Annotated in this window: 23 protein-coding genes and 2 pseudogenes; 23 read left to right on the forward strand and 2 right to left on the reverse strand. The window is 55.3% G+C overall.

The window, feature by feature from the left end:
- Positions 1–160: 160 nt before the first annotated feature.
- From KQI10_RS00545 to yihA, 22 genes and pseudogenes are all read left to right on the forward strand, one after another.
- Complete coding sequence (locus KQI10_RS00545; protein ID WP_216565407.1) at positions 161–862, forward strand: hypothetical protein; 702 nt, start codon at positions 161–163, stop codon at positions 860–862.
- A gap of 902 nt (positions 863–1764) precedes the next feature.
- Positions 1765–2607: a carbohydrate ABC transporter permease gene (locus KQI10_RS00550; RefSeq protein WP_371818339.1), complete on the forward strand. Its 843-nt coding sequence runs from the start codon at positions 1765–1767 to the stop codon at positions 2605–2607.
- Positions 2604–3434 (forward strand): carbohydrate ABC transporter permease, encoded by an 831-nt coding sequence (locus KQI10_RS00555; RefSeq protein ID WP_216565408.1) that lies wholly within the window; start codon positions 2604–2606, stop codon positions 3432–3434. The genes KQI10_RS00550 and KQI10_RS00555 overlap by 4 nt, the downstream gene beginning before the upstream one ends.
- Before the next feature lie 3 nt (positions 3435–3437).
- Positions 3438–5042 (forward strand): biotin/lipoyl-binding protein, encoded by a 1605-nt coding sequence (locus KQI10_RS00560; RefSeq protein ID WP_216565409.1) that lies wholly within the window; start codon positions 3438–3440, stop codon positions 5040–5042.
- The gene (locus KQI10_RS00565; RefSeq protein WP_216565410.1) at positions 5039–5950 is read left to right on the forward strand and encodes a hypothetical protein; all 912 of its coding nucleotides are present in this window, start codon (positions 5039–5041) and stop codon (positions 5948–5950) included. Before KQI10_RS00560 ends, KQI10_RS00565 begins: the two co-directional genes overlap by 4 nt.
- 4 nt (positions 5951–5954) lie before the next feature.
- Complete coding sequence (locus KQI10_RS00570) at positions 5955–6635, forward strand: response regulator transcription factor (RefSeq protein ID WP_216565411.1); 681 nt, start codon at positions 5955–5957, stop codon at positions 6633–6635.
- Positions 6632–7897, forward strand: a complete 1266-nt coding sequence (locus tag KQI10_RS00575; RefSeq protein WP_216565412.1) for a cell wall metabolism sensor histidine kinase WalK — start codon at positions 6632–6634, stop codon at positions 7895–7897. The genes KQI10_RS00570 and KQI10_RS00575 overlap by 4 nt, the downstream gene beginning before the upstream one ends.
- A 111-nt stretch (positions 7898–8008) precedes the next feature.
- Complete coding sequence (locus KQI10_RS00580) at positions 8009–10252, forward strand: ABC transporter substrate-binding protein (protein ID WP_216565413.1); 2244 nt, start codon at positions 8009–8011, stop codon at positions 10250–10252.
- A 205-nt stretch (positions 10253–10457) separates the two neighbouring features.
- The gene (rplS, locus tag KQI10_RS00585; protein ID WP_216565414.1) at positions 10458–10799 is read left to right on the forward strand and encodes a 50S ribosomal protein L19; all 342 of its coding nucleotides are present in this window, start codon (positions 10458–10460) and stop codon (positions 10797–10799) included.
- A gap of 149 nt (positions 10800–10948) precedes the next feature.
- Entirely contained in the window at positions 10949–11563 is a 615-nt protein-coding gene (gene lepB / locus KQI10_RS00590; protein WP_216565415.1) for a signal peptidase I, read from the forward strand.
- Positions 11564–12430, forward strand: coding sequence for a ribosome biogenesis GTPase YlqF (gene ylqF, locus KQI10_RS00595; protein ID WP_371818340.1), 867 nt, complete (start codon positions 11564–11566; stop codon positions 12428–12430). It begins immediately after the preceding gene.
- A complete protein-coding gene (locus KQI10_RS00600) occupies positions 12427–13026 on the forward strand; it encodes a ribonuclease HII (RefSeq protein ID WP_216565416.1) in 600 nt (199 codons plus the stop codon). The genes ylqF and KQI10_RS00600 overlap by 4 nt, the downstream gene beginning before the upstream one ends.
- The gene (locus KQI10_RS00605) at positions 13019–13378 is read left to right on the forward strand and encodes a YraN family protein (RefSeq protein WP_216565417.1); all 360 of its coding nucleotides are present in this window, start codon (positions 13019–13021) and stop codon (positions 13376–13378) included. Before KQI10_RS00600 ends, KQI10_RS00605 begins: the two co-directional genes overlap by 8 nt.
- The gene (locus tag KQI10_RS00610) at positions 13375–14346 is read left to right on the forward strand and encodes a dipeptidase (RefSeq protein WP_216565418.1); all 972 of its coding nucleotides are present in this window, start codon (positions 13375–13377) and stop codon (positions 14344–14346) included. Before KQI10_RS00605 ends, KQI10_RS00610 begins: the two co-directional genes overlap by 4 nt.
- A pseudogene (locus KQI10_RS11905) lies at positions 14321–14479 on the forward strand (threonine synthase); the annotation flags it as partial. The gene KQI10_RS00610 and the pseudogene KQI10_RS11905, both read left to right, overlap by 26 nt.
- A 21-nt stretch (positions 14480–14500) precedes the next feature.
- Positions 14501–15328 (forward strand): hypothetical protein, encoded by an 828-nt coding sequence (locus KQI10_RS00615; protein WP_253285017.1) that lies wholly within the window; start codon positions 14501–14503, stop codon positions 15326–15328.
- Positions 15329–15332: 4 nt separating this feature from the next.
- Complete coding sequence (locus tag KQI10_RS00620; protein WP_216565419.1) at positions 15333–16022, forward strand: metallophosphoesterase; 690 nt, start codon at positions 15333–15335, stop codon at positions 16020–16022.
- 114 nt (positions 16023–16136) lie between these two features.
- Entirely contained in the window at positions 16137–17429 is a 1293-nt protein-coding gene (tig, locus tag KQI10_RS00625; protein WP_216565424.1) for a trigger factor, read from the forward strand.
- 150 nt (positions 17430–17579) lie between these two features.
- The gene (clpP, locus tag KQI10_RS00630) at positions 17580–18161 is read left to right on the forward strand and encodes an ATP-dependent Clp endopeptidase proteolytic subunit ClpP (RefSeq protein WP_216565425.1); all 582 of its coding nucleotides are present in this window, start codon (positions 17580–17582) and stop codon (positions 18159–18161) included.
- A 32-nt stretch (positions 18162–18193) separates the two neighbouring features.
- Positions 18194–19453, forward strand: a complete 1260-nt coding sequence (gene clpX, locus KQI10_RS00635; protein WP_216565426.1) for an ATP-dependent Clp protease ATP-binding subunit ClpX — start codon at positions 18194–18196, stop codon at positions 19451–19453.
- Positions 19454–19692: 239 nt separating this feature from the next.
- Complete coding sequence (gene lon / locus KQI10_RS00640) at positions 19693–22095, forward strand: endopeptidase La (RefSeq protein ID WP_216565427.1); 2403 nt, start codon at positions 19693–19695, stop codon at positions 22093–22095.
- Positions 22096–22105: 10 nt separating this feature from the next.
- On the forward strand, positions 22106–22690 hold the full coding sequence (gene yihA / locus KQI10_RS00645) for a ribosome biogenesis GTP-binding protein YihA/YsxC (protein ID WP_216565429.1): 585 nt from the start codon (positions 22106–22108) through the stop codon (positions 22688–22690).
- Between the two features lie 41 nt (positions 22691–22731).
- Here yihA and KQI10_RS00650 read toward each other — a convergent pair.
- A pseudogene (locus KQI10_RS00650) lies at positions 22732–23348 on the reverse strand (flavodoxin family protein).
- Between the two features lie 19 nt (positions 23349–23367).
- On the reverse strand, positions 23368–24948 hold the full coding sequence (gene cls / locus KQI10_RS00655) for a cardiolipin synthase (protein ID WP_216565430.1): 1581 nt from the start codon (positions 24946–24948) through the stop codon (positions 23368–23370).
- A 179-nt stretch (positions 24949–25127) separates the two neighbouring features.
- On the opposite strand from cls, the gene KQI10_RS00660 reads away from it, so the two are divergent.
- Positions 25128–26312: a glycosyltransferase gene (locus tag KQI10_RS00660; protein WP_216565432.1), complete on the forward strand. Its 1185-nt coding sequence runs from the start codon at positions 25128–25130 to the stop codon at positions 26310–26312.
- Positions 26313–26394: the final 82 nt, after the last annotated feature.

Here is a 26394-nt window from a genome sequence, read left to right on the forward strand (position 1 = left end):
GGCCGAGCGCGCACGATTGGAAATCGTGTATACCCCAAAAGGGTATCGAGGGTTCAAATCCCTCCTTCTCCGCCATAATGCCACCGTAATTTTGATAGAATTACGGTGGACTTTTTTTAGCAATGTAAATAATTGAATCCACATACAGGAGTGCGATTTCATGCGTGAGGTGCGATTCCATATTCATCGGAAATCCACATTTGCGGGAGCTCTTTTGCCGTATCGAATGTACATTAACGGTCAGTACATCGGAACAATACGCAACGGAAAATCACTGGATGCAAACGTTCCCAAAGCAGGCGTTTATTATATTGAGGATGATATTCTGTCTTCGCGAAACGCTGTGATATATGATAATGGGCTATCCGAATATAGCGTTGTAATAAAGCGAGCCGGAGGGTGGCGCACGGAATCATACAACGAGTTTTACATGGAGAAAGGTAATGTCTTGGAGCAACTGCCGTCTTTCCACTGGGAAAAGCTCTTTGAACTGCAGCAATCTATGTCTCAGAGTGAAAGGCTGCTCGCCCTTAGCGTGGAGTTTTGGATGTCCGCCATGGACGATTTGCAGGAGGTCCTTGCTTCAGAACATCTTTTTGAAATCATAGCCGCTTTGCAAACAATCGGCGCACATAAGTATCACGATTTGCTTCTCAAAATTATGAATGACGATTTTGGTGATGTCCGTTTTCCGTTGGACGATAACCAGATCGAGCAGATGCAGCCGAAAATCGAGGACGCAAACCGGGCATTTTGGAAAAATAAGGGCGCAGAAGCGGAGTTTCGTGGAGCAGTCACGAATTTTCTGATAACAAACCTGGATGCTTCTGGCCACGTTTTTGAAGGAATAGATCAGTCATGAGAAATTTTTCCACAGAGGGGGTGCATTTCCGAAAACTACTGCACTCCCTTTTGCGCCGAAAATGCACCCCCTTGAAATTCTATTAAAGTTAGGGTTATTTGCCATAAAAAATCCCCTCACCTTTGGGTGGGGGGATTTTTTATGGCGGAGAAGGAGATAGGATTTGAAAGGCCGTTAAGAAAACGTGCCGGTGGCACGTTTTTAGGCCGTGGGAAAATCCATGGACATGCGAACGCACCCATACCGGGTGTGGCGCGTGTCCATATGTGTGTCTGTTTTTCGAATCTTCTGGTGGAAATCGCGTATTGCAAATGATATACTATCTTTGAGAGTATAGAGCCTTTGAAAACTTCCGCGAGGAACAGGGGTATCTGAGCGGCTTTAATTCTTGCAGGGAAGGAACTGACAAATCGGAATTTATGGAGGTGTTTAGAATGAAACAGAAAGTACCTATGATATGCAACATTGTGAGTCTCATTCTGTTGATTGTATTTGTTATTAAGAGCATCGTTGATTATACTCAATACTCAACATCGCTAAACTCTGCGCCTTTTTATTTGTGGGTGTTAGTAAATGCTTTGTTTTTGGTAATTCCTGCAATTATTTTGTTCGTAATTGGTTTCGTTGTAAAGAAGAAACAGTAAACAATCCCGGTTTGAAAGTCTGATCATTGGACCCAATCATTTCTGCCAAGTCCGCTGACCGTGCCCTGTGCGCACAATCAGCGGACTTTTTATCGACAAAAAGTAAGAAAAGCGCGGCCATAGAAGAACGAAAGGAAAAAGGTTTTCCGCGTTATACCGCACCCCTCACCCATCGGGCGAGGGGCTTTTTGCGTTAGAGGCCGTTTAGAGATACCCATGTTATTCTGTTCCCGCAGACTCGAGGAAAGAGGGAAAAATGTGAAGCAAAGAAATATGGTCCGCTGGCTGTTTTTGCTGCCAAACCTGATGGGAATCGGGGTATTTGCCCTGTTCCCCATGGCGGAGGTGCTGGTGGGGGCCTTTCGGTCGGCCATTGGTGGCAGCTGGGTAGGGGTGCGGAATTTCCGCACGGTGCTTTCCAACCGGGCGTTCCGGCTGGCGGCTTTCAATACCGGGCGGTTCATGCTGGTGTGCATTCCGCTGCTGCTGTGCCTTTCTCTGCTGCTGGCCCTGGGCCTGAAGCGGGTTCGGGGCGGACGGCAGCTGCGCAGCGCGTGTTTGCTTCCCATGGCAGTGCCCGCCGCATCGGTGGTGCTGGCCTGGAAGCTGCTGTTCCACGAAAACGGCCTTTTGAATGGGGTTCTGGAAGGGCTTGGCGCAGGGGGTGTGAACTGGATGGGCACTTCAGCTTCTTTCTGGGTACTGGTCATCAGCTACCTATGGAAAAACCTGGGTTATACGGTGGTGCTTTGGACTGCCGCACTGGGAACAGTTTCCCCAAGTGTCTATGAGGCTGCCCAGATGGATGGAGCCGACAGCTTCCGGAGCTTCTGGTACATCACCATGCCAAATCTGAAAACCAGCGCCTATTCCATTGCGGTGCTGTCCCTTCTGAATTCCTTTAAGGTCTTCCGGGAAGCCTGGCTTGTGGCGGGGGACTATCCTCAGGAGCAGATGTATCTGGTGCAGCACCTGTATAACAATTGGTTTCGTGAACTGGACTATGACAAGATAGCCGCCGCCTCCGTGCTGGTGAGCTGCGTGGTGCTGGTACTGATCGCCCTGCTGCGCCGGGCATGGGACAAGGAGGATCAGGGATGAAACGAAAACTACTATGGTTTCCAATGGGAGCATTTGCTCTGATAATGCTTCTGCCCATCTGGATTGCCGTAACGGGCGCCTTTTCCTCTCAATGGGAGCTGACAGAAAATCTTCGCCCGGTGTTGGGCAATGGTCAGGGGCTGGCAAAATGGACGCTGCTGCCCCAGAGCCCAACGTTAAAATCTTTGGTGCAGGTGCTGCTGGACAGTCCGGAATTCTTTACCATGTTCTGGAACTCCGTGACCATCACAGCGGGTATATTGCTGGGACAGTTTGCCGTAGCTGTCCCGGCGGCCTGGGGATTGGCAAAACTGCATTTGCCCAGGAAACTGGGGAATCTTTATATGGTGCTGATGCTGCTGCCCTTTCAGGTGCTCATGTACCCGGAATACCTGGTGCTGAAATCGCTGGGGCTATTGAATACCCTTTGGGCGGTGATCCTGCCCGGGGTATTTTCCGCCTATCCCGTATTTCTGCTGACCCGTTTTTTCGCTGCCATTCCGGAGGAGATCCTGGAGGCTGCCCGGCTGGACGGGGCGGGGGAGTGGCAGATTTTTCGCTATATCGCCCTGCCCCTTGGGCTGCCGGGGCTGCTGAGTGTTGGGATTCTGAGCTTTCTGGATGCATGGAATCTGATTGAGCAGCCTATGACCTTTTTGAAAAACCGGGCGCTGTGGCCCCTGTCGCTGTTTCTGCCGGAGACGACGCTTACAGACGCGGGGCTGGGCTTCGCGGCGGCGCTGCTGATGCTGATTCCGGCGCTGCTGCTGTTTGGCCTGTGTCAGGATGCTTTGGAACAGGGGATTGTCCTGCCGGGAGGAAAATAATAAATGGATAAGAAAACACTTTGGAAAATTTTAGGGATATTCTTTGGAATTATGGCCCTGTTCACGATTCTTTCCCGGGTGGTTTACCAGCGGGGGACGGCGGTGGTACGCACCTGCACGCCCACCAGAGGAACCATTGACCACACGGTGCGGGTGTCAGGTAAAACGACCCGGAATCAGGAGATCGCGGTGACGACCCAGTCGGGTCTTCGTGTTGGGGCAGTGCTGGCCTCCGAGGGACAGCAGGTTAAGGAAGGAGACGTGCTGTTCCGCCTGGACATGGATTATCTGAACGACAAAATCGAGACCCAGAATCAGGAACTGCGTAAGCAGCAGCTCTCCGTGCAGGATGCCTGGAGCCAGAGCAGTGCACAGGCAAAGCGGCGGGAGAACGCAATGGCTCAGGCTGAAGAGAACTACAATGCAGCGGTCTCCAGTGCTGAGCAGGCCCGGAACCGGGCCAAGGCAGCCATGGATCAGGCCCAAAAGGAATTGGATGACTATTATGCCGGGGTCAATGGAGACGCGGAGAAGAAGGCGGCTCTGGAGCAGGCATTCCGGGATGCTGAAGCGAAACTGAACCAGGCTCAGAGCAGTCTGGATGGCCTGATGCAGCAGCGGCAGAGCGCTATCGATACGGCTATTGCCAAGGCGGATACCGGTGAGGAACCTCTGACGCAGGAGGAAAAGGATGCCATTGCCGCCCAGACGGAGGCGGAATACGCGCCCCAAGTCCAGACGGCGCAAGAGACACTTGCCCAAGCCCAGGCGGAAGTGGATCAGGCCAAACAGGCGCTGGCGGGCTTCACCCCCGGGGCGCGGAAGTCCGAGCAGGAGCTCCTGGATGCCCTTGCGAAGGCAAAGGAAGCCTGTGAGCAGGCCCAAAGCGAACTTGGGAGTACCTCCAGAGCCTATGGGCAGGCACTGGAAACGGCGTCCCTGCCGGATGCCGGCAGCAACAGCGCTGAAATTGGGCAGATCACGTATGCGCAGATGAAGGCGCAGCTGCAAAAGCTGGAGGCTCTTCGGGATGCCGGAGGTGAGGTGCTGGCCCCGGCGGACGGCGTGGTGACGGCCTGCTATGTGCGCACCGGACAGCTGACCGCGGAGACCACGGCTTATCTGTTGGCGGACAGCGGCCAAGGCTGGAAATTCACGGCGGACGTGACCCGGGAGCAGAGCAAATACATCGGAACCGGCGATAAGGTGACCTTGCGTCTGGAAAGCAGCGGCAGGGAATACAAGGACCTTCCCGTTATGGCTTTTGCGGCCAAAGATATGGGCGGCACGCTGACGGTGTCCCTTCCCGCGGCGGATATTCCCCTGGGGGCAGGCATGGAGCTGACCTTTACCCGGAAATCCCGGGCATATACCTGCTGTGTGCCCCTGACGGCCCTGCATATGGACGCCCAGAACCGGGCCTATGTGCTGACGCTGGAAACGGTCAACACGGTGCTGGGCCAGCAGACCAGGGCGGCAAAAGTCATGGTAACGGTGCTGGACAAGAACGAGAAAACCGCTGCCCTGGAAGGATTGCTGACCGATAAGCAGATCATCGTCAGCTCGGACCGGACGGTGGACAGCGGAAGCAGGGTGCGGGCAGAATGAGAAGGCTCTTTCTTATACTGGCGATTTTCCTGTGGGCGGCGGCGCTTGGCTTTGTGAACCTGGCTGAGAAAAACGGCAGCGGTATTTTCCTGCAGCTGGACCGTGCCGTTACCGGGACGGAGGCAGCGGAGATTGCCGCCCGGGAGGCAGAGGAAGAAAGTCCCGCGGGCTTCTGCTTTTATACCGTCCGGGAGGGGGAATGGCTGACCTGTCCGGATAACGGGCAATGGGCAAAGGCAACGGTAGTGCCTCTCCTGGGCAATGGCGCGCTGCTGGGGGCAGAGCCTCTCTCCTGGGTCCGGGGCTGCGTATTGGACAGCGAAACGGCCCGGATCCTACTGGGAACGGACATTGCAGGCGGGCAGCAGGTGTCAGTTGGAGAAAAGACCTGGACGGTCTCCGGTACATCGCGGACCCTTTCCTCCACGGCGCTGGTTTCGGCAGAAGAGTGGGACAGCCTGGATCAGTGCGTGCTTGCGGGCTTTGATGATAACGGCGCGGAGACTGCCCAGCAGTTTCTTCTTCGCCATAATCTCTACGGGCAGGTTCTGAATTTCTATCCGCTGTTGGTATTTGCAAAGAATTTGTGTCTGCTGCCGCTGTGGGTGCTGCTTTTTTTCCTGTGTCGTCTGGCACAGAAGCGCGCAAAATGGCTGCGCCGGCTGACGGCAGTGATCGGAATTGCGCTTCTTGGCAGCCGAATCTATATTTCCAGCGACGCGGTGCCTTCGGTATGGTCGGATTTCTCCTTCTGGGGGCACTGGCTGCAGGGGCAGAAGGAGAACCTTTTGGGTATTTTCTCCTGGGCGGCGGTGGACCGGGCATTGCAAATGGAGCAGGATATGGTAAAATCAATGCTGTGTGCCCTGGCCGGGACCGCTGCGGTGGCTGTGGGCGGAAGGAGGTAGCGCGTTGCGTTTGCTGCTTATTGAGGACGATGAAAGTCTGTGCCTGTCTCTGGGCTACCAGCTGCAGCAGGATGGCTTTCAATTGGATATCTGCAACGATGGGGAAGAGGGGCTGCTCTGGGCCAGACAGCAGGCCCATGATTTGATTATTCTGGACCGCATGCTGCCAAAGAAGGATGGCATGGCCCTGCTGCGGCAGCTGCGGCGGGAGGAAATCCAGACCCCGGTGATTTTTCTGACAGCCTTGGGACAGGTCAGCGATAAAACCCAGGGACTGGACGCCGGGGCGGACGATTATCTGGTGAAGCCCTTTGCCTATGATGAGCTTCTGGCCCGGGTCCGCTGCGTGCTGCGCCGTCCTTCCGCCATTGTGGGAGAGCGCCTGCTGCGTTATGGAGATGTGACCTATGACCCGGACAGCCTGACTCTGCGCTGCGGGGAAGCCGCTACGGTGCTTTCCAAACGTCTGGGGAATCTTTTGGAACTTTTTCTCCGAAATCCCGGACAGACCCTGCCCCGGCAGACTATTTTGCTGCGGGTCTGGGGTATGGAAACGGAGGTAGAGGACGGCAATCTGGACAACTATACCTACTTTCTCCGCCGCAGTCTGCGCAAGGCAGGAAGCGGTCTTTGCCTGACTACGGTCCGGGGGATTGGCTACCGATTGGAGGCGAAGAAAGGATGAAGTGGCTTCGTGTAAAACTGACGGCTTTTAATACGCTGGTCACCGGGACCGTCCTTTTGTGTATGACCGTCCTCTGCTTTGCCCTTTCCGAAAAAAGCGGAAGGGCCGAGGCTTTTCGAAATTTCGGCACCCAGTTGTCTACTGCCACGGCTTATCTGCAAAGCCAGGAAAAACTGAGTATGCATTGGTTCGAGCAGCTGGAAGCCTCCGGCAGTTTGCGGGCTTCGGTCACGGATGGGAATATACCTCTGTTCTCCGTAGGACTGAAGCCGGAACGGGGCGGCAGCGCCGCGGAGCAGGCAAAGAGTATTGCGGAAAAGGACTACGGGATGCCGGAGAAAGCAAAGGCATTTTCCTGTGTCTTTCCGATGACTTCGGAGGATGGAAGAGCGTATTATGCGGGGGTCGCCAAGGTCCCCAAGGAAAACGGCGTCCTGGAGTTGACATTGCTGCGGCCGTTGGATGATCTGCAGCGGGGCTTTGCCCGCCAGCGGATTACAGTGGGCATTGGCGCCGCGGTGGCGGTTGGCGTGCTGGGCATTTTCTCCTGGGGGTTTGCGGGGCGGGTGCTGCGGCCTGTGGCCGAGAGTCAGCGGCGGCAGACCCAATTTATCGCCGCGGCTTCCCACGAACTGCGCACGCCCCTGACCTCGATTCTCTCAGCTGCTTCCGCCATGGAGCGGGCAGAGGGTGCGGAAAAGAAGACCTTTTCTCAGGTCATCGCCCGGGAAGGGGACCGCATGGGGCGGCTCATTCAGGATATGCTGGACCTTGCCAGTGCCGACAGCGGCGGATGGAGAATGCGGAAGCGGCCTATAGAGCCGGATATGCTGCTGCTGGAGTGTTTTGAAACCTATGAGCCCCAGGCCCGGGAAAGGGGGCTGGGGCTGCATTTGCAGCTGCCTGAGAATGTTACGGTGATTTCGGCGGACCCGGACAGAATCGGTCAGGCACTGTCAATCCTTGTGGACAATGCTCTGAGCTATACCCCAGCACCCGGCGGCGTTACCATAGGAATTCAAACCTTTGAGAAAAAGCTGCGTTTTTTCGTGTCAGATACAGGACCCGGGGTGCCGGATGGGGAAAAACAGCAGATTTTTCAGCGCTTTCACCGCAGCGAGGCCGCCCGCTCTGACCGGAAGCATTTTGGTCTGGGCCTGAGCATCGCCGCTGAAATCGCGGCGGCCCATCAAGGCAGGCTTTGGGTAGAGGATGCCCCGGGCGGCGGCGCGGTGTTCTTCCTGGAGCTGCCGCGGCTTTAGGGAGCTTTAGAGAAATCTTAGAGCCAACATGGAGATGCCTTAGAGAAACCTCTGCTATGCTTATCCCAGCGCCGGCAGGGAAAAGCCGCCGGCGGAAAGGAGTTACTTACAATGCTGCGAAGAATACTTGCAATATCTCTTGTCCTGACTTTGGCAATCGTTGGCTTTGCCGGGTGCGGGGAGAAGGAAACGGTGCTGCCTGAGGCCACGGCTGCCAGGGGCCGCTATGTAGAGCAGTCCATTGACCTTCCGGCGGAAGGATACCCAATGGATATGACGATGCTTTCGGACGGGCGCATCCGGGTTGGTCTGATGACCGGGGAGCGGGAATACAGGATCTTCACCCGGACGGCGGAGGACGGCTGGACAGAAGATGTGGTTTTGCCGGATGATGTGAAGGCCATGGGCAATCTGGACTTTATGCGCTTTTTCCGGGACGGCTCCGTGTTCCTCTCCGGCATCGAAAAGGTTGGGGAGCGGGAATACCGTTATCATTTTGCCATCCTGTCAGCCGACGGCGTGCTGCGGGAGCTGCCCATTACCTATCCGGAGGTCAATGAATCCGATGGCATCCTGCTGGGCGGCGCGGACGTTACATCGGACGACCGGCTGATGCTTCTTTTTTCCTTTGACGACCTGCGGGAAGTCAATCTGACGGACGGCAGTCTCAGCGCGAACCGTAATGAACTGGGCATTTGGTCAACCGTCGGTGGTCTGGCCTGTGCGGGAGAAGATACCTATCTTCTCAGCGACGCGCTTTGCGGACGGGTATCGGAAGGGCAGCAGACGCAGCTGACAGATGCGCTGGGCAAACAGCTGATGGCTTCCGAACAGGCCACCTCCGGCGAAGAGAGCAGAATCGTGTTCTGGAAGAACGAAGACGGCTACCTGTTTTTTACCACGGACGAGGGCCTTTACAGCTATGTACCCGGCGGCAGTGTAACAGAGGAGCTGGTCAGTGCCTCCAAGAGCTCTTTCGGGGATCCCAGTTTTGTACCAAAAGCCCTGGAGGGTACGGAGGACGGCACTTTTTATGTGCTGGGCCAGCAGTCCGGCATCGCTACATTGTGCTGTTTTGTCTATGATGCCGAAGCGCCCGTGCAGGCTACCAATCTGCTGAAAATCTACAGCCTGTACGACGATGACGACCTGCGGCAGATGATCTCCATGTTCCAGAAGTCCCACCCGGAGACGGAAGTGTCTCTGGAGATCGGCCTTACAGGGGAGGACGGCATGACGGAGGCAGACGCTCTGCGGACGTTGAATACGGAAATCCTGGCAGGCTCCGGCCCGGATATTTTGCGCCTGGACGGCATGTCCCTGGACAGCTACCTGGAAAAGGACATTCTCATGGACCTGTCTGACCTTCTGGAAGAGACGCCCACGCTGGAGCGGATTACGAAGTGCTACGAACGGGAAGGAACGGTCCGCGTCATTCCCGCCGCCTTTGCCATTCCGGCTGTCTACGGCCCACGGGAGCTGGTCTCCCGGATTACGGATCTGGATTCTCTGGTGGACGCGGCGTCCCGGGCTTTGTCTGAGAACAATCAGGCGCACAGTCTTATGAACGGTATGATACCTCAGATGGTGACGGATACACTCTATGACAGCTGTTCCGCTGCCTGGAAGAAAACGGACGGTACTCTGGATGAGGAAGCACTGGAACGCTTTCTGGAGGCTATGGACAAGCTCTATGCTATGGACGCGCCCCTGCGGGAGCAATACGCCGATATCCTCAGGGAGTTGGAGGGCCAGGGAGATTTCTATACCCCCGGCGAATACACCGGTATCGGCGGCTCTCAGGATATTATCATGAACGGCATGGCGCTTTCCGCCGGAACCCTGGAGGGAATGGAAGCCTGGTCCTATGCTCTGGCGGGGGACGACCAGCTGGAGGATTACGCCCTGCTGCCCCTGAATCTGCAGGCCTCCGGCGTGTTCCTGCCCCGGCAGCTCTACGGCGTCCTGACTTCTTCTGAAAGCGGGGAGGCGGCAAAGGACTTTGTGCGCTTCGTGCTGGACGAGGAAGCCCAGGGAAATGCCCTGAGCTTTGGCTTCCCGGTGAATCAGGTGGTCTTTGACCGACAGATTCAGGAGGATAAAACGGTTCAGACAACCTTTGGGTCTTCGGACGAGAATGGCAATTATATCTCTCTGGCGGCCCGTTACCCCAGCGCCGCCGAACGGCAGCAGCTTGTTAGCTGGGTCAATAATCTGACCACTCCCGCTCTGACAGACCGAACCATCCGCAGCCTGATCACGGCCCAGGCAGCAGCCAGCATGAAGGGCAGCTGTACGGTCCAGCAGGCGGTCAGTCAGGCCCTGCAAGGTCTGAATCTGTATCTGTCCGAGTAAGTCTGCATTTTATAACGGAAAATCTGAATGAAATAATAGTCACAGATGCAGAGCTCTGATTCAGCAAAGAAAAGCAGAGAATATCGAAAATAATGCTTGCTTTTTCCATATTTCTATGCTAGAATAATCCGGTCTGAAATCAAGGTGTGTCCTCTGCCGCTGTTTTGCGGGTATGAACGCCTAATATTTAAGGAGGACAATAGAAATGGATTTGGTAAAAGCACTGAACAGCCAGTACATGAAGGAAGAGCTGCCCGAGATCCGGGTGGGCGACACCGTTCGTGTGCATGTACGCATCAAGGAAGGCGCTCGTGAGCGTATTCAGGTTTTCGAAGGCACCATCATTGCCCGCAAGCATGGCGGCATTGGTGAGACCATTACCGTCCGCCGCGTCTCCTACGGCGTTGGCTGCGAGAAGGTCTTCCCCCTGCATTCTCCCAATGTGGCTATGATCGAGACCGTCCGTAAGGGTCAGGTTCGCCGCGCGAAGCTGTACTACCTGCGGGATCGTTTCGGCAAGGCTGCCAAGATCAGAGAAAAGGTCTAAATCTGCTTTTCATAAAAAGAGAGGGCGCTGCCCTCTTTTTTTATGCCCTTGAAGAAAAATTTGCATTTTATTTCTGGAAAATACCGGAAAGCTGTGGTACAATAACCCAAAACTGTGCCGGAATGCAGGCGGAAACAGGAGGAAACGAAGTGGCGCTGTTCAAATCAAAAAAACAGAAAGAGGAAAAGCAGCCGGAAAATCAGAGCCTGGAGAAGAGCATCGTACAGTATCTGCACGATGTGGTCGGCATGCTGTCTGTGATCATGATCCTGTTTCTTGTGTTTTTCCGGATCATCGTGGTGTCCGGCCCTTCCATGAAGCAGACCCTTCTGGATGGGGATTACCTGCTGCTGGTCAGCAATCTATTCTACAGAGAGCCCCAGAAAGGGGACATTGTAGTGCTTGGCAAAAAGAGCTATGACGATGGTAAACCGATTGTCAAGCGGGTCATTGCCACCGAGGGCCAGATTGTGGATATGGACTTTGATAATGGACTGGTCTATGTAGACGGTTACCCTCTTGAAGAGGACTACACCAATACCCTGACCAATTTGGATGAGGGGGCGATTTTTCCCCAGATCGTGGAGAAAGGCTGCGTCTTCGTCATGGGTGACAATCGCAATAACTCCAAGGACAGCCGCTCTCTGGAGATTGGGCAGGTGGACAAGCGGGAAATTTTGGGCAAGGTGGCGCTGCTGCTTTACCCGGGGACGGATGGCGGTACTCAGGCAAGGGATATGCAGCGAATCGGAAAGGTAAACTAAATGGAAAATATGAATATTCAGTGGTATCCGGGCCACATGACCAAAACCAGGCGGCAGATTGAGGCGGACCTGAAGCAGGTGGATGCGGTCTGTGAGATCGTGGATGCCCGAATCCCCGTGTCCAGCCGGAATCCGGACATTGACGCCATCTGCGGCAGCAAGCCCCGGATGATCGTCCTGAACCGGATGGACCTGGCGGATCCGGCAGCTACGGCCAGGTGGAAGAGCTATTTTGAAAGGCAGGGCTTTGCCGTTATTGCCACAGACTGCAAGACAAAGCGCGGCACCACGGGCTTCACCCCCGCCGCACGGAAGGCCTGCGCGGAAAAGCTGCAAAGGGACGCCGCCAAGGGTATGAACCGCCCGCTGCGGGTTATGGTTGTGGGCATTCCCAATGTGGGAAAGTCCACTCTGATCAACCAGATCTCCGGCAGGAAGGGCGCCAAGGCGGAAAACCGTCCGGGCGTTACCCGGGGAAAGCAATGGGTGACGGTTGATTCCGGCTTACAGCTGCTGGACACCCCGGGCATCCTGTGGCCAAAGTTTGAGGATCCGGAGGTTGGCATGATGCTTGCCTTTACCGGGGCGGTCAAAGAGGGCGTTATTGATATCGAGGAGCTGGCATGCCGTTTGCTGGAGCTGCTGCTGGCCTACTACCCGGAGACTCTGAAGGATCGCTATAAGGTGGAAGCCCCTGCCGGGACTCCCGGTTATGCGCTGTTGGAAATGGCGGGCAAAAACAGGGGGTATCTTCTGGCACGGGGGGAAATTCATACGGAACGCATGGCTAAAGTGCTGCTGGATGAATTCCGCGGCGGAAAACTGGGAAAGTTTACCCTGGAACAGCCCAAGGAGGCGGAGCAATGAGTGAAATAAACTTCTGGGAAATCGAATCCGAGCTTCCCTATGATCTGATTTGCGGCGTGGACGAAGCTGGCAGGGGACCCCTGGCAGGGCCGGTGTGCGCAGCGGCTGTGATCCTGCCCAAGGGTCTGTTGATTCCGGGGCTGAACGACAGCAAAAAGCTGACAGATAAGCGCCGCCGGGAGTTGTTCCCTATCATTCAGCATGAGGCTGTGAGCTTTGGCATCGCTTTTGCCAGCCAGGAGGAGATTGATGAGATCAACATCCTTCAAGCGACCTTTTTAGCTATGCGCCGGGCTATTGATCAGCTGAACCCGAAACCGGATTTCGCTTTGATCGACGGCAACCGGGAGACAGACTTTGGTGTGCCATGTAAGACGGTCATCAAAGGCGACAGCCTCAGCGCCAATATCGCCGCGGCTTCTGTTCTGGCAAAGGTCACCCGGGACAACTGGATGATCGAGGCAGCGGAGAAGTACCCCGGTTATGGCTTTGAAATTCACAAGGGCTATGGCACCAAGGCCCATTACGCGGCTTTGGAAAAGCTCGGCCCCTGTGCGATTCACAGAAGAACCTTTTTGAAGAAGCTTTATGGCTAATCTTCTGGGACCCTGGGGCGAAGCTCAGGCTGCGGACTATCTGCGCCGGAAGGGCTACACTCTGGTAGCCGCCAATTACCGGTGCCGCTTCGGAGAGATCGACTTGATCGTCAGAAACAGGCGCTACCTGGTATTTGTTGAGGTAAAGCTGCGGAAAAGCGCCGGGTTTGCCCAGGCGAGAGAGTTTGTAGATTTCCGGAAACAGCAGCGGATCCGCGCAACTGCTTCCATGTACTTATCCCGGTATCCCACATCCCTGCAGCCGCGGTTTGATGTGATCGAGATCTATGCGCCTCAGGGAATGGAGACCAAAAAGCTGACCATCAATCATTTGGAGGATGCGTTTGAATGAATTTTCCGGTATTTGACCTGCACTGCGACACCGCTTTACGGCTGCTGGGCGACGATGTGAACCAGGCGGGAAGCCTGAATCAGAATGCTGGACATATCGACCTGACCCGGGCGGAAAAACTTCCCGGCTACTGCCAGTGCTTTGCCTGTTTTACGACTCCCTATATGAAGGACGAAAAGTGGTATGGTCTGTCTCCTGTGGTGGTTTTTGAACGGGAGATCGCCACCATCCAGCGGGAGGTCGACAAGAATAAAAAGAAGATTGGTCTGGTCTACAGCGCCGATGACATTCGTGCAAATTATGAAAAGGGCAAAATGTCCGCCCTTTTGACCATTGAAGGCCCGGCAGGCTTTGGCTTTGATCCGGAACTGCTGGAACCTATGTATCAGGCGGGCTTCCGCATTTCTACACTGGGCTGGAATGAAAGCAATGCGCTCACCGGCTCCAACCAGACCGGGGAGGGGCTGACGGACCTGGGAAGGGAATATGTCCGCAATGCCCAGAACCTGGGCATTCTGGTGGACGTGAGCCACATCAGCGATGCGGGCTTCTGGGATATTATGAAAATCACCCAGGCGCCTGTGATCGCCTCTCATTCCAATAGCCGGGCGGTGTGCGGCCATGCCCGGAACCTGACGGACGACATGTTCCGGGCCATCCGGGATTCCGGCGGCGTGGCAGGCATCAACCAATTTGCCGAGTTTTTGGGCGAAAAGCCTACGATGGACACCATTTGCGACCACATTTTCCACTTTTTGGAAATGGATCCGGAATGCCGTCATATTGCTCTGGGCGGTGATCTGGACGGCTGTGACGCGCTTGCTGAGGGCTTTGAAGGCGTGCAGAGCTATCCCGCGCTGGCAAACCGTCTGCTGGAGCGGGGACTGACCGAGGAAATGGTCATGAATATTTATTGGAACAACGCGCTGGGAGTGATGGACGCTGCGATACGCAACAACAAGAAGTAAGGAAGTCCTTTTTGACGGGAAAGAGGCATTCTGCGGCGACCGCAGCCCGGACGGCGGGCTGTATGTGCCGGAGACGGTTCCGCGCCTTACGAGGGAAGAAATCGCCGATCTTGGAAATCTATCTGAAAACAGCGCTGTGGCGAGGCTGTTGGGGTTGTATCTGGGCGAAGAAATCACGGCGTGGGATCTGGATTTTTCCGTAGGCCGCCGGGCGTTCCGGATCAGGGAGCTGGACCGGAAAACGATTCTGGGGCAGTGCTGGTACAACCCGGAGGGAGAACTGGACTATATTCTGAAATTCCTTTCGGAACGCCTGGGCGGCGGCTGCGGCTTTTGGGCCAACATCAGCGTTAAAATTGCCGTAATGGGTATGCTGCTCTCCCGCATGGAGCCGGAAGAGACCGATCTGGCGGTGCTGTCCGGGGACTTTTCCGGGGTGCTGGCAGGACTGTATCTGAAAAAAATGGGCTTTCCCGTAGGGAAAGTCATCTGCTGCTGCAATGAGAACAACAGCGTCTGGGAGCTGGTGCATTTGGGCCAGCTGCGCACGGACGGGGTCTGTGAGAAGACGAAGACGCCCTTGGCGGATGTGGTGCTTCCTATGGGATTGGAGCATTTGCTCTACTGCCTGGGCGGGGAGAAGGCTGCGGTGGAATATGCGAAATTTGCCTATATGGGCCTGACCTATGAGCCGGAGCAGAACCTTCTGCGACGGCTTCAGAGTGTTTTATTCGTAGGTGTGACCAGTGAAAGCCGCCTGACGCTGACGCTCACCGGTGTCCTCAGGAACTACGGCTGTCTGCTCTGTACCTATACGGCAATCCTCTATGCCGGAGTGCAGGACTATCGGTCCAAAACGGGGGAGAACCGGAGAGCGCTGCTGCTCTCCGAGCGCAGCCCGGAATTGGAAGCGGATGCCATATCTGAGCTTTTGAGCGTTCCAAAGCAGAAGGTGCGGGAATATTTGAGTATGGAGAGGTGAGTGCATGGCTCTGTATGCCATTGGAGATCTTCACCTGTGTCTCGGCGCGCCAAAACCCATGGATGTTTTCGGCGGGGCCTGGGTGGGCTATATGGAAAAGCTCCGGCAGGGAATGGCTGTCATCGGCCCGGAGGATACCACGGTGCTTATGGGTGATCTGAGCTGGGCGCTGGATCTGCCCAGCGCACAGGCGGATTTCGGCTGGATACAGCAGATCCCCGGCAGGAAGATCCTCCTGAAGGGAAACCACGACTATTGGTGGAGCACCGCGGCAAAATTTGAGAAGTTCTGTAAGGAAAATGAATTTAACCACATGGCGTTGCTGAACAACAACTGCTATTTCTATGAGGACTATGCTATCTGCGGCACCCGGGGCTGGTTTTTCGAGGAGGAGAAGTCCGGCACCCATGATGAAAAGGTGTTCCGCCGGGAGCTGATACGGCTGGAGGCATCTCTAAAGGCGGCGGGAGACAGGGAGAAGCTGGTGTTCCTCCATTACCCGCCCCGATATAAGGGCTACACCTGCCAGGAAATTCTGGACCTGCTGGAAAAGTACGGTGTACGGCAGTGTTTTTACGGCCATCTGCACGGCGCAAGCCATAAACTGGCCATGGAAGGCCTGTGGGACGGGGTCTATTATCGGCTTCTGTCTGCCGACTATCTGAATTTCCGGCCCTACATGGTAATAAAATGAAAACTTTTTAAGAAAAGTGTGGACAACGCCCGCTTTATTTGATAGAATATATCGGCTATGTAAAAATATAAATAAAGGGTGCGTCCCAAAGCACCCATCAGGAGGTATATTTACATGAATGTTAAGAGCGTAGAAAGAAACGGCAACCAGGCAACCATCGTGGTTGAGATCGACAAGGAACTGATGGAGTCCGGTGTCAACAAGGCTTACATGAAGGCCCGCAAGAGCATCATGATCCCCGGCTTCCGGAAGGGCAAGGCTCCCCGGAAGATGATTGAGGCCATGTACGGCGCTCACGTTTTTTATGAAGATGGTCTGGAAGAGATCTTCCCCGAAATCTACGATTTCGCCGTTGCCAAGCAGGAGGGCTTCAAGGCCATCGGCCGTCCCAGCCTGACCGATATGCAGATCGCTGACGACAACACCGTCACCCTGACCCTGACCACCGATGTGTACCCCGAGGTTACTCTGGGCCAGTACAAGGGCCTGGAGGTCGAGAAGGCTGAGCCTGTTGTTACGGATGCCCAGGTTCAGGCTGAGCTGGACACTATGGCCAAGAACGTTGCTTCTACCGAGAATGTGGACCGTCCTGCTGAGATGGGCGACACCGCCAATATCGACTTCGAGGGCTTTGATAACGGCGTTCCCTTCGAGGGCGGCAAGGGCGAGAACTTCGACCTGACCCTGGGCAGCCACTCCTTTGTCCCCGGTTTCGAGGAGCAGATCGTGGGCATGAGCGCCGGCGAGGAGAAGGACATTGACATCACCTTCCCCGAGGACTACCACAAGGATCTGGCCGGAAAGGCTGTTGTGTTCCACGTGAAAGTCAACAAGCTGACCGTGAACATCGTTCCTGCGCAGGATGACGAGTTTGCCAAGGACGTTTCCGAGTTCGATACTCTGGATGAACTGAAGGCTGATATCCGCGCCAAGGCTCTGGAGAAGGCCACCAAGCAGCTGGATTCCGCTTTTGAAAACGCTGCGATTGAGAAGGCTGCCGAGAATACCACCGTGGATATGCCCAACGCTCTGGTTGAGAAGGAACTGGATATCCAGATGGAGCGCTTTGGCTACCAGCTGCAGATGAGCGGCTACTCCATGGAGCAGTACGCCAAGATGATGGGCGGCGATGTGAACACCATGCGCAGCGCCTTCCGTCCCACTGCTGAGAAGCAGGCCAAGATTTCCGTGACCCTGGAGAAGATCGCCGAGGTGGAGAATATTTCCGTCACCGAGGAGGATATTGCCGAGGAACTGGAGAACATGGCCAAGCAGTACGAGATGGACGTGGAGAAGGTCAAGGAGCTGGTTCCTGCTGAGGAACTGACCGAGTCCCTGAAGACCCGGAAGGCTGTGAAGATCATCGTTGACAGCGCTGTTGCTGTCGCTCCCAAGGCAGAAGAATAGACCGAGGAATAAGCTTTTCCCCAAATGGTTAGAATGTTTCACGGCATAACCAATACAGCGATTTAAGAGATTTTACCGGGATGGGGAGAAACTTCGGTTTCTTCCCGTCCGGTGGATTTCCTGGGCCGCTATCTGAAAGGAGACATCACCATGAGTTTAGTACCCTATGTTGTTGAGCAGACCAGCCGCGGCGAACGCAGCTATGATATTTTTTCCCGTCTGCTGAACGACCGTATTATTTTCCTGTCTGAGGAAGTCAACGACACCACCGCCAGTCTGGTGGTTGCCCAGCTGCTGTACCTGGAAGCCCAGGACCCGGATAAGGACATTCAGTTCTATATCAATTCCCCCGGTGGCAGTGTAACTGCCGGTATGGCCATTTATGACACCATGCAGTACATCAAGTGCGATGTAGCGACGATTTGCGTGGGCATGGCCGCCTCTATGGGCGCGTTCCTGCTGAGCTCCGGCACCAAGGGCAAGCGTATGGCACTGCCCAATTCCGAGATTATGATTCACCAGCCCTCCGCGGGTACGCAGGGCCAGATCACCGATATGGCTATCCATCTGAAGCGTCTGGAAAGCGTAAAGACCCGGATGAATCGGATTCTTGCCGAGAACACCGGCAAGAGCATTGAAGAGGTCACCGCCGCATGTGAGCGGGATAATTTCCTGAATGCGGAAGAGGCAAAGGCTTTCGGACTGATTGACCGGGTGCTGGAGCATCACTGATATTTTTTTGAGAGAAACGAGGTGCCGGAAAAATGGCAAGAACAAGTGAGCCGCCGGTTCGATGCAGCTTCTGCGGGAAGCGGGAGTCCCAGGCCGGCCGTCTGATTGCCGGTCCCGGCGTGTATATCTGCAGCGACTGCGTGCAGGCCTGCAGCGAGCTGCTGCGGGACGAGATCGATGTTGGCGGAGGCGGTGCGCCTAAGCTCGACAAGCTGCCTACCCCCATGGAGATGAAAGCCTTCATGGATCACTACATCATCGGTCAGGAAGAGGCAAAAATTGCCCTTTCCGTCGCGGTATACAACCATTATAAGCGCATTACTTTTCCTGATAATTCCGATGTGGATCTGCAGAAGAGCAATATTCTGCTTATCGGCCCTACGGGCTGCGGCAAAACTCTCTTTGCCCAGACCCTTGCTAAGATCCTGAATGTGCCCTTTGCCATTGCGGACGCAACCACGCTGACGGAAGCGGGCTATGTAGGCGACGATGTGGAGAATATTCTGCTCCGTCTGCTGCAGGCCGCGGACTTTGACGTAGAGCTGGCCCAGCGGGGCATCATTTACATCGATGAAATGGATAAGATCGCCCGTAAGAGCGAGAATACCTCCATTACCCGGGATGTGTCCGGTGAGGGTGTCCAGCAGGCCCTTCTGAAGATACTGGAGGGTACCGTTGCCAATGTGCCGCCCCAGGGGGGACGGAAGCATCCCCAGCAGGAAATGATTCAGGTAGACACCACCAATATTCTCTTCATCTGCGGCGGTGCTTTTGACGGCCTGGATAAGATTATTGAGGCCCGGACGGATCGCAGTACCATCGGCTTCGACGCGCCGGTGGAGAGCCGGAAGAAGCGGGACGTAGGCAAGCTGCTGGCTCAGGTGGAGCCTCACGACCTGATGAAGTTCGGTATCATCCCCGAGCTTATCGGCCGTATGCCCATGATTGCCTGCCTGGAAAGCCTGACTCAGGAGGATCTGGTCCGCATTATGGTAGAGCCCAAGAACGCCATTGTCCGACAGTATCAGAAGCTGCTGGAGATGGATGGTGTGCAGCTGGAGATCACCGAGGATGCCATGAAGGCTGTGGCGAAAAAGGCCATTGACAGGCAGATTGGCGCCAGAGGACTGCGAGCTATTCTGGAAAAAATCATGACGGGCATCATGTTCAAGATCCCCTCGGATCTGACCATCAAGAAGGTCATCCTGACGCCGGAATGCGTGGAGGGCGGCGAGCCGACCATCCTGCGGGATCCTGCCCATCCCAGAGAACCCTTGAACGGGAAAAAATAATGTTTTCAGGGGGTAGAGGAATCTGCCCCCTTTTGTCTTCATAGGCATATCTTTCGGGCAACACCGCGCAATTGCGTCTGCGCGCTTCGCCGCAGCTTGTTCGTCAATTCCTCGACTTGAAAAGTGTAAGATACATAGAGGATTCTTTCACTTTTTATCATTGACTTCACGAGAAACTCCTGCCGAATTGCGCAGTGCTGCCTTAGATTCCAATTTCTCCACAAAGGAGGGAAAATACAATGAGCGAGATTATTTACGCCGGGAATATGCCCATTCTTGCCCTGCGTGGGCTGGCGATCTTCCCGAATCAGACGGTCCATTTTGATGTGGGCCGGCCAAAGTCCGTTGCCGCTTTGGAGGCGGCAATGAAGGATAATCAGGTCCTTTTCCTGACACCCCAGAAGGACATCATGGTGGACGACCCCAAGATGGCGGATTTGTACCCCATCGGCACCATTGTCCAGGTCAAGCAGGTGCTGCGGGCACAGGACGAGAACATCCGCGTGCTGGTTACTGGCCTGTCCCGGGGCCGCATTACGGAGATGAAACAGCTGGAGCCATACCTTTCCGGACAGGTGGAATCCGTTACCTGCCCGGAAAGCGGAACAGGCAACCGGAGTCTGGCCCTGCGCCGGGAGGCGAACAGCCTGTACGCTTCCTATACGGAGTACACCGAGCATCCGGCACAGTTGATCCAACTGAAAATGCTGACCAGCGATGACGACGGTTTCCTTGCGGACTCCATTGGTCAGAATTCCGGCTTGGATATTGGGGATAAGGCAGCTCTGCTTGCCCAGCTGAACCCCACGAAGCGTCTGGAAATGGCTGTGGCGATGCTGCGGCGGGAACTGGAGATTCTGAAGCTGGAATCCGAGATTCAGGACAAGACCCGGGCCAATATGGACCAGAACCAGCGGGATTACTATCTGCGGGAGCAGATGCGAGCCATCCGGGAGGAGCTGGGCGAGGAGAACGAAGATGCCGAGCTGGATGAGGATATCGCCAAAATCAAAAAGCTGCATCTGGCGGCAGAGCAGGAAAAGAAACTCATCAAGGACGCGGAGAAGCTGAAAAAGCAGCCCTTCGGCTCCTCTGAGGCCTCTGTCCTGCGCAATTATCTGGATACGGTGCTGGATCTTCCGTGGAATGTGAAGACCAGGGAGCGTCTGGATGTAGCCGCTGCCCGGAAGGTTCTGGATAAGGATCATTTCGGCATGGAGAAGGTCAAGGAGCGAATCCTGGAATCCATGGCCGTTAAGCAGATGGCTCCGGAAACCCAGCACCAGATCCTGTGTCTGGTGGGCCCTCCCGGTGTGGGCAAGACTTCCATTGCCTATTCCATCGCCAGAAGCCTGAACAGAAAGATGGTCCGCATCTCTCTGGGCGGCGTCCATGATGAGGCCGATATCCGGGGCCACCGGAAGACCTATGTGGGCGCGATGCCCGGCAGAATCATGACCGCCATGGCCCAGGCCGGAACATCCAACCCGGTAATTCTGCTGGACGAGATTGACAAAATGGGCTCTGACTACCGCGGCGACCCCAGTGCGGCTCTGCTGGAGGTGCTGGACGGCGAGCAGAACGGCACCTACCGGGATCACTATATCGAGATTCCCTTTGATCTGTCCGATGTACTGTTCATTACGACTGCCAATACGCTCGACACAGTCCCCAGACCTTTGCTGGACCGCATGGAGATCATTGAACTGAGCTCCTACTCCGACGAGGAGAAGCTCATGATCGCCAAGGATCATCTGATCCCGAAACAGCTGAAGAAACATGGGCTGAAGAAGTCCCAGCTGAAGATCACTGATGATGCCATCCGGGAGATTATCTGCTGCTATACCCGGGAGTCCGGCGTTCGGAATCTGGAACGGGAGATCGGGGCTATTTGCAGGAAGGCGGATATGCAGCTGCTCTCCCAGGAGGAGCAAAAAAAGATTACCGTTACCGGCGGCAATCTGGAACAGTTCCTGGGTATCCGCAAGTTCCTGCCGGACCGCCTGCCCGGCAGCGATCAGGTGGGGTTGGTTACAGGCCTGGCATGGACAAGTGTCGGCGGCGAAACTCTGGAAGTAGAAGTAAACGTTATGGATGGCTCCGGCAAGCTGGAGCTTACCGGAAATCTGGGCGATGTTATGAAGGAATCCGCTCACGCGGCCCTGAGTTATATCCGGGCCAACGCCCAGAAGCTGGGTGTTCCAGCGGACTTTTATAAAACCAAAGACATCCATGTTCACTTCCCCGAGGGCGCGGTTCCCAAGGACGGCCCCAGTGCCGGTGTAACGGTCTGCACGGCTATTGTTTCCGCGTTGACCAATACCACCGTCCGCCGCGACGTTGCCATGACCGGCGAGATTTCTCTGCGCGGCAGAGTCCTCGCCATCGGCGGACTGAAAGAAAAAACCATGGCGGCGCTGCGTCACGGCATCCGTACGGTCATCATCCCCAAGGACAATGAGCGTGATCTGGAGGAGATTGACCAGACCGTTCGCAAGCAGTTGAATTTCATCAGCGCTTCTACGGTGGATACGGTGCTGAATGCGGCCCTGAATCGGACCACGGAGATGACACCCACCATTCTGGGCAGTCTGCCGGAGGATGTCTCCGCCAAGGCCAGACGGCCGGAACTGCAGCAGTGAGGAGGCGGCCATGAATTTTCAGAATGTTGAATTCCTGATTTCCGCCGCCTCGCCCAGGGATTTCCCGGGAAAACGTCTGCCGGAGATTGCCTTCGCGGGTAAATCCAATGTAGGCAAGTCCTCGGTTATCAACCGTCTTTTGCAGCGCAAAAGCATGGCGAAGGTAGGGGATAAGCCGGGAAAAACTGTCCATGTGAATTACTTTCTCCTGGACAAAGCCTGTTACCTGGTGGACCTGCCAGGCTACGGCTTTGCCAAGGTGCCCCAGGCGGAAAAGGATCGCTGGGCCAGGCTCATGGAGGACTACTTTGCGGCAAACCGCATCACCCTGGGTGTGCTCATCGTAGATTACCGCCACCCGCCTACAAATAACGATATCACCATGGCAAAGTGGTTTCTGGATTCCGGTTGCCCCTTTGTGGTGCTTGCCAACAAGAAGGACAAGCTGAAAAAGAGTGAGCTGGAACCGAACCTCGCCGCCATTCGCGCCGACCTGGAGCTGCCGGAGAGCTGCCCCGTGATTCCCTTCTCCGCCGAGAAGGGCGACGGCAGGGATGAGCTGGTAAAGTGGATTCTGAACGCGGTAAAAGCATAAAAAGACGCCGGGGAGTGAATCCCCGGCGCTTTTGCGTCCCTTTACCGAATAAAATGCGTTGCCACCCGGGGCTCCTTTTCGGGAAGGCCGTAAGCCTCCTTCCCCAGAGCGATGCTCTTCATGAGAAACACCATGTTCTGGCCAATGCCCGCATGGTCTGTTTGCCCTCCTCGTCCTGCTCGGCTTCACCGGGAAGACGGCCGTGGATGCTGTTCCAGTATTGGCTGGAGGCAACAGGCATGCCGGAAATGGTAAAGTACTTATTCAGCTCATCAAAGGTGGCCGAGCAGCCGCCCCGGCGGGCACAGACAACACTGGCGCCAACCTTCATGGCCAGATCACAATGGCTGCTATAGAACAGCCGATCCAGGAAGGAGATCAGATTGCCGTTGGCGGAGGCGTAGTATACCGGACTTGCCACCACAACGCCGTCTGCTTTGGCAAGCAGAAGCGCGGCTTCATTTACGGTATCATCGAAAACGCATTTGCCAAGTGTTCCGCATTTCCCGCAGGCGATGCAGCCCCGGATGGCCTTGGAGCCTACGTTCAGTTCCGTGATTTCGATGCTTTCCTGTGCGAAAATCTGCTTCATTTCCTTCAGAGCTACGGCGGTGTTGCCGTTTTCGCGGGGGCTTCCGTTGATTATCAATACGTTCATAATGCATCCTCCTTGTTTGTTACAGCAGCGGGGCGATAACCTTGGCAAGATAACCGGTCAGCTTCACTGTGAAGGGTTCCTGCCGTATGGTCTCCCAGGTGACCACACGGCATTTTCTCATTGTATTCTGAAAATCCTGACGGATGTCTTCCAGACAGTCCACATCCTTGAGATAGGCGGCGCATTCAAAATGGTGATAGAGGCTCCGGTAGTCCAGATTGATGGTACCCACCACGGCCTCCCGCTGGTCACTGAGGAAGACTTTGGCATGGACAAATCCGGGGGCGTATTCGTAGATTTTCACGCCGGAGGACAGGAGTGACTTGTAGTGGGTCTTTGCCAGAGCATAGGGAATCTTTTTGTCAGGAATTCCGGGAAGAATGATCCGCACATCCACCCCCCGCTGGGCGGTGAACTTTAAAGCCGATTCCATTTCGCCGTCCAGAATCAGATAGGGGGTCATGATGAAAACGTAGTCGTTTGCTCTGTTCAGAATGTCGATATAGACCATTTCGCCAATCTTTTCCTTGTCCAGGGGGCAGTCTCCATAGGGAATCACATACCCCTTCGCGGAAACCGGCGCAGACTCGGCGGGAGAAAGGTCTTCCGGGAATTGGGCTTCTTTTTCGTCCACGTTCCACATTTGCCAGAACATCAGACTGAAGCTCTCCACGGCGTCTCCCTCCAGCATAATGGCCGTGTCCTTCCAGTGGCCGAAACGGTTCACATGGTTGATATATTCATCTGCCAGGTTAACGCCGCCGGTAAAGGCGACCTTGCCGTCAATGACCAGGATCTTCCGGTGATCCCGGTAGTTGTAGTGGGAAGAGACGATAGGGGAGATGGGGCAGAACATCTTGCAGCGGATGCCAAGGGCCTCCATTTTCTGGGGATAGCCTTCCGGAAGGGTGGTGAGCTCACAGGTGCCGTCATACAGCAGCCGCACATCCACACCCTGTCTGACCTTCCGCTCCAAAATCTCCAGCACCTTGCCCCACATGAGGCCCTCCCGGAGGATGAAGTATTCCAGGTAGATATAGTGCCTCGCCTTTTCCAGTTCCAGGAGCATCCGCGCCCACTTGTCTTCTCCCTGGGGAAAATAGGTGACCCGCGTGTTGGTATAGACAGGAAAGTTGCCGCAGGAATGGATGTACCTGGCCAAGCCTGCCGCGCCGGGATCCTCCTGCTGCAGATCGTCCAGAACGCTCTGCTTCTGCCGGATCAGGTGATGGGAAAGAACCTCGCTTCGGTCAACCAGGGCCTGCAGGGTCCTGCGGCCCCATTCGCTCTGGGTCCAGACATATAGCGCACAGCCGAAGACCGGCAGGACATCGATAATGACAAGCCAGGTGATTTTGGCGGAGGGGTCCATAGAACTGTTTACCAGAATCAGCATGATTGCCACGGTAAACAGTGTGCTTCCGCCCAAAAAGAGGGGCACATTGTCCTCAAACCAGAAATACAGTCCGAACAGGATATATGCCTGCAGCAGCAGGGAAACGATCAGCAGGGTTTTCCGATTGAAGATAATGCGTATCAGGCTCTTCCTGCTTTTATTCAAGAGCTGCCTGCCGTTCTGCTTTATTTCGTTACGATCCATAGACAGTCTCCTTTTGTTTGTTTTTCTCCATTATAATCCCTTTGCCTGAACAAATCAATGGAAATATGGCCGGACACGCTTTTAAGATTTCCTTATTATGCCTTCAGAAGGTTTGCTTTTGAAAGGGGGCTATGCTATAATGCATTCAGGCATCCATCTTTTACCGAAAGGAACACAGTATGATCATCGGCATTTTTACGGATACTTTTTATCCGGAGGTCAACGGCGTGGCAACCTCCTGCCTGAATCTCTATCAGGAACTGCAGCGACGGGGACATACGGTCCATGTCTATGCTCCCAAATGCAAGGGCTGGGAGGAGTTCCAGAGCGACACCGTCCATTATCTGGAATCGAAACAGTTCATCCTCCTGAAGGACCGCAATGTGGCGCTGCCCGGCATGGGCACCATCCGGCAGGCGCTGGATATGCATTTTGATGTGGTACATACCAACAGTGAATTTATTGTTGGCTTTCTGGGCACCTATATTGCCAGACACACGGGCTGTGTACGGATCCACACCTACCACACCGTGTGGGAGGACTACACATACTACATTACCCACGGCATAGGAGACAACACGGCCAAAAATTTTGTCAAGCGCTACAGTGAATGGTGGTGCGACCGGTTCGACCGGGTCATCGTTCCCACGGCCAAGACGGAGAATCTGCTGCGGCAGTACGGTGTAGAAACCCCTATTGATATCATTCCAAGCGGTATGGACCTGCGGCGTTTTGCTCCGGAAAAGCACTCCGCCGAGGAAAGAGCCGCCACCCGGGCGGAATGCGGCATTCCGGAGGGAAAACGGGTGCTCCTGAACATCGGCCGGCTGGCCAAGGAAAAGAATCTGGAAAAGATTCTGCGGGTTTTCCCGGAATTGCACAGACGGCTTCCGGATGTGCAGCTGGTGATTATTGGAGAGGGCCCCCTGAAGCAAACGCTGCAGGAACAGGCAGAGACCTTGGGTGTGGCGGACAGCGTGTCTATCGTGGGCGCCAAGCCCTGGGAGAAAATCGACCGGTACTATGCCATCGGCGATGTGTTTGTCAGCGCTTCCCATTCCGAGACCCAGGGGCTTACCTATATTGAGGCCGCCGCCTCAGGGCTGTGCGTCTGCGCGGTGGACGATCCCTGCCTGCTGGGTGTCTTCAGGGACGGCGTCAGCGCGGTGCTGTCCGGGGACAGCGACGAGCAGCTGCTGGAAAGCCTGATGCTGTCCTTCAGCCCGGTAGGCGGCCGTATTCGCCGCAACGCTGTGGAGGCTGCCAGACCTTACAGCACGGAACAGTTCGCCCAGCGTGTGGAGTGCTGCTACATGACCGCTCTGTCCGAGAGGCGGAGAGGGCTGTCGCCGGTTGTTTTATAAAGGATGGGGCTGTTGCAAAATAGGGTTTTCTGTAGGGGCGGCAACCTGCCGCCCGCTATCTCACGGAATTACGCACTTAATT

The sequence above is a fragment of the Pseudoflavonifractor sp. MSJ-30 genome, from assembly GCF_018918045.1.
Lineage (GTDB): Bacteria > Bacillota > Clostridia > Oscillospirales > Oscillospiraceae > Faecousia.

Bases quoted from the DNA above. Each gene is read 5' to 3' on its own strand.
- yihA (WP_216565429.1), top strand. From the start codon at position 22,106: ATGAATTTTCAGAATGTTGAATTCCTGATTTCCGCCGCCTCGCCCAGG.
- lon (WP_216565427.1), top strand. From the start codon at position 19,693: ATGAGCGAGATTATTTACGCCGGGAATATGCCCATTCTTGCCCTGCGT.
- KQI10_RS00560 (WP_216565409.1), top strand. From the start codon at position 3,438: ATGGATAAGAAAACACTTTGGAAAATTTTAGGGATATTCTTTGGAATT.
- KQI10_RS00545 (WP_216565407.1), top strand. From the start codon at position 161: ATGCGTGAGGTGCGATTCCATATTCATCGGAAATCCACATTTGCGGGA.
- KQI10_RS00660 (WP_216565432.1), top strand. From the start codon at position 25,128: ATGATCATCGGCATTTTTACGGATACTTTTTATCCGGAGGTCAACGGC.
- KQI10_RS00580 (WP_216565413.1), top strand. From the start codon at position 8,009: ATGCTGCGAAGAATACTTGCAATATCTCTTGTCCTGACTTTGGCAATC.
- KQI10_RS00575 (WP_216565412.1), top strand. From the start codon at position 6,632: ATGAAGTGGCTTCGTGTAAAACTGACGGCTTTTAATACGCTGGTCACC.
- rplS (WP_216565414.1), top strand. From the start codon at position 10,458: ATGGATTTGGTAAAAGCACTGAACAGCCAGTACATGAAGGAAGAGCTG.
- KQI10_RS00610 (WP_216565418.1), top strand. From the start codon at position 13,375: ATGAATTTTCCGGTATTTGACCTGCACTGCGACACCGCTTTACGGCTG.
- KQI10_RS00605 (WP_216565417.1), top strand. From the start codon at position 13,019: ATGGCTAATCTTCTGGGACCCTGGGGCGAAGCTCAGGCTGCGGACTAT.
- cls (WP_216565430.1), bottom strand. From the start codon at position 24,948: ATGGATCGTAACGAAATAAAGCAGAACGGCAGGCAGCTCTTGAATAAA.
- ylqF (WP_371818340.1), top strand. From the start codon at position 11,564: ATGGAAAATATGAATATTCAGTGGTATCCGGGCCACATGACCAAAACC.
- KQI10_RS00565 (WP_216565410.1), top strand. From the start codon at position 5,039: ATGAGAAGGCTCTTTCTTATACTGGCGATTTTCCTGTGGGCGGCGGCG.
- KQI10_RS00600 (WP_216565416.1), top strand. From the start codon at position 12,427: ATGAGTGAAATAAACTTCTGGGAAATCGAATCCGAGCTTCCCTATGAT.
- tig (WP_216565424.1), top strand. From the start codon at position 16,137: ATGAATGTTAAGAGCGTAGAAAGAAACGGCAACCAGGCAACCATCGTG.
- KQI10_RS00620 (WP_216565419.1), top strand. From the start codon at position 15,333: ATGGCTCTGTATGCCATTGGAGATCTTCACCTGTGTCTCGGCGCGCCA.
- clpX (WP_216565426.1), top strand. From the start codon at position 18,194: ATGGCAAGAACAAGTGAGCCGCCGGTTCGATGCAGCTTCTGCGGGAAG.
- clpP (WP_216565425.1), top strand. From the start codon at position 17,580: ATGAGTTTAGTACCCTATGTTGTTGAGCAGACCAGCCGCGGCGAACGC.
- KQI10_RS00555 (WP_216565408.1), top strand. From the start codon at position 2,604: ATGAAACGAAAACTACTATGGTTTCCAATGGGAGCATTTGCTCTGATA.